The 2,682-nt window shown below is 43.7% G+C and carries 4 protein-coding genes; 3 read left to right on the top strand and 1 reads right to left on the bottom strand.

Annotated features, from left to right (window positions below):
- The coding region (gene flgA / locus WKI49_01065; GenBank protein ID MEJ7621090.1) for a flagellar basal body P-ring formation chaperone FlgA at positions 1–459 on the top strand (459 nt) is incomplete at its 5' end.
- On the top strand, positions 456–866 hold the full coding sequence (locus WKI49_01060; protein ID MEJ7621089.1) for an NUDIX hydrolase: 411 nt from the start codon (positions 456–458) through the stop codon (positions 864–866). The genes flgA and WKI49_01060, both read left to right, overlap by 4 nt.
- A gap of 19 nt (positions 867–885) precedes the next feature.
- Here WKI49_01060 and WKI49_01055 read toward each other — a convergent pair whose 3' ends face one another.
- On the bottom strand, positions 886–2,283 hold the full coding sequence (locus WKI49_01055; protein MEJ7621088.1) for an FAD-linked oxidase C-terminal domain-containing protein: 1,398 nt from the start codon (positions 2,281–2,283) through the stop codon (positions 886–888).
- A gap of 35 nt (positions 2,284–2,318) precedes the next feature.
- Between WKI49_01055 and WKI49_01050 the strand changes: the two genes are divergently transcribed.
- Positions 2,319–2,682, top strand: a 364-nt coding sequence (locus tag WKI49_01050) for a hypothetical protein (protein ID MEJ7621087.1), incomplete at its 3' end; no start/stop codon positions are given.

The raw sequence follows: 2,682 nt of genomic DNA, 5'->3' as shown, positions 1-2,682 counted from the left end.
ATGGAATATGGCAAAAGCAGAGCGGTTGCTTATCTCTATTCTGGCAAGGAGAGGTATCAAGCTATTGTAAATGCTTTGTGGAAGGCAAAGGTCTTTATAGCTCTTGAGGACATACCAAAGGGAAGTTCCATCAGACCTGAACAGTTTAGGGTAGAAGAAAGGTATATGAAAACCATTCCATCAGACCTAAGGCTAAGCCCAGAAGACTTTGAAAAATACATAGCGTCAACGCGTATAGCGAGGGGGACTATGCTAAGAAGGTCTCTTCTCAAAGAGGTGTCTATTGTGAAAAGTGGTGATTTAGTTGAAGCAGTATACAAAAGCGGTTCCATTGAGTTGAGCTTTCAAGCGGTGGCAGTGGACTCTGGCACAGCGGGAAAGATAATACGCATAAGAAGAGAGGATAAAATATTGAGGGGAAGGGTTCTGGCAAAGGGCAAGGTGGAGGTTCTACCATGAAGGAAGAGTTTTCAGCAGGGGGTGTGCTAATAAAGGATGGAAAGGTATTGCTTATAAAGAACCCTTCTGGCATATGGACCTTTCCAAAAGGTCTTGTGGAGAGGGGAGAAAAACCAGAGGAGGCAGCGGTTAGGGAAGTTTACGAAGAGACAGGAGTAAAGGGAAACATAGTTTCTGAGCTTGGTGAGATAAGCTACTGGTATGTGAGGGAAGGAGAAAAGATAAGGAAGAAGGTTGTTTATTATCTCATGAATTATATTCATGGAGAGCTTAAGCCCTCGTGGGAAGTAAAAGATGCAGAGTTTTTCCCGCTCAAAGAGGTGGAAAAGCTACTCAAGTATAAGGGAGATAAAGAAATATTCCGCAGGGCATTAGAGGTTATTTCTCGTCTAAATATTTCTTCATAAAAAGAGTAAAGTATCTTTTTCATATCAACATCTCCACCACCTTGCCAGGGTTGAAGAGGTTCTTAGGGTCAAAGAGGAGTTTTATTCCCCTAAGGAGTTCATACCCTGCTGGTCCAAACTGCCACTGGAGAAACTTTTTCTTTGTAAGACCCACACCATGCTCTCCAGTTATAGAGCCATTGTATTTGAGAGCTATTTCAAACACCTCATCCACAGCCCTTTCTGCTCTTTCTTCCTCTTCCCTGTTTGCCTTATCATAGAGAAGGTTCACATGCAAGTTTCCATCGCCTATATGACCAAATATGACCATCATAAGGTCATACTTCTTTGCTACTTTTCTGAACTCTGGTATGGCTTCTGAGAGGTATATCCTTGGTATTACTATGTCTTCGTTTATCTTACCTGTTTTGAGATTTCCCAAAGCTGGACCGAGGTTCTTTCTGGCACTCCATAGTTTTTCTTCCTCTTCTTTGCTTTGTGCGGTTTTCACTTCAACTCCCATAGGTTCAAGAAGGTTTTTTATATCTCTTATGTCTTCTTGGACGCTTGAGGGTGAACCATCTACTTCTATAAGGAGCAGGGCGGATACCCTTGGCAGACCCACTGGCTTGTAGTCTTCCACAGCTCTTATGGCGTCCTCATCCATAAACTCAAGGGCGGAGGGAAATATGCCTGAGGTGAATATCTTTGTAACCGCTTTACCCACATCCTCAAGCCTGTTAAAGAGAGCCAGCGCAGTTGCCCTCGCCTTTGGCTTTGGTATGAGCTTGAGGGTTGCGGAAGTAATAAGACCTAAGGTCCCTTCTGAGCCTACAAGGAGCTTTGTAATGTCGTAGCCTGCCACATCCTTTATAACAGGGTTGCCTGTCTTTATGGTCTGTCCATCCTTAATGACCGCAGTAAGTCCAAGCACATACTCACGAGTGACCCCATACTTTAGACATCTTGGACCGCCTGCATTTTCTGCAATGTTGCCCCCAATGGTGGAATACTTAAAGGAGGAGGGGTCTGGTGGATAAAAGAGTCCAAGTTTCTCCACATACTCCTGAAAGTGAGCGGTTATTACCCCGGGTTGGACCTCTGCAGTGGCATTGTCTACGTTTACCTCAAAACGGTTCATCCTCTCAAAGGAAACTACCACACCCCTTTCTGAAGTAGGCACAGCACCACCAGTTAGACCAGAGCCAGCACCCCTTGGAAATATAGGTATATCCTCTTCGTAGCAAACCTTTACCAGCTTTACCACATCTTCATGACTTTCTGGGAAAACTACAGCAGAGGGAAGAGCCCTCTCAATAGGTATGGGAGTTGCATCGTAAGAGTAGAGTTTTCTCTCCACAAGAGAGGTGTTTACCTTTTCCTTTCCGAGAACTTCCACAAGCTTGTCTATAGGTTTTTTTCTAAGCACTCCAAACATGCCATAAAATATAAACCCAGCCTATATTTATAACAATGCCTCTTGTCAGTATGCTTTGGGGAAGTCAGGAGGGAAACAGCTTTTATCCTTGGAAAATATTCTGGCTTTTGGAAAACCCTCACCCACATTGGGTAGAAACGGTAAAAGACAACCTAAAACTTGACTTTAGAGAAAGTGGTTTTAGACAGTTTGTGTCCTTGTCCTCTAAACATCTTATTACCGATGCCATGCTCATGTTTGGGCTTGAGTATGCTCTGGAAAGAGAAAAGCTAATAGAAAGCCTCAATCCCATAAGGCTCACCGTAAAGGTAAAACCTGACAGTTTTTTAGGTATTAGCCACCATTTCCTTGGAGCACCCTTTGAGATAGAAAAGGACGAAGTGCTTAGGGAGTTCCTTT

Source organism: Aquificaceae bacterium (assembly GCA_037722135.1).
In the GTDB taxonomy this organism is placed as follows: Bacteria; Aquificota; Aquificia; order Aquificales; family Aquificaceae; genus Pampinifervens; species Pampinifervens sericum.
This window is presented reverse-complemented; position numbering and strand designations above follow the sequence as displayed.

Bases quoted from the DNA above. Each gene is read 5' to 3' on its own strand.
- WKI49_01060 (MEJ7621089.1), top strand. From the start codon at position 456: ATGAAGGAAGAGTTTTCAGCAGGGGGTGTGCTAATAAAGGATGGAAAG.
- WKI49_01055 (MEJ7621088.1), bottom strand. From the start codon at position 2,283: ATGTTTGGAGTGCTTAGAAAAAAACCTATAGACAAGCTTGTGGAAGTT.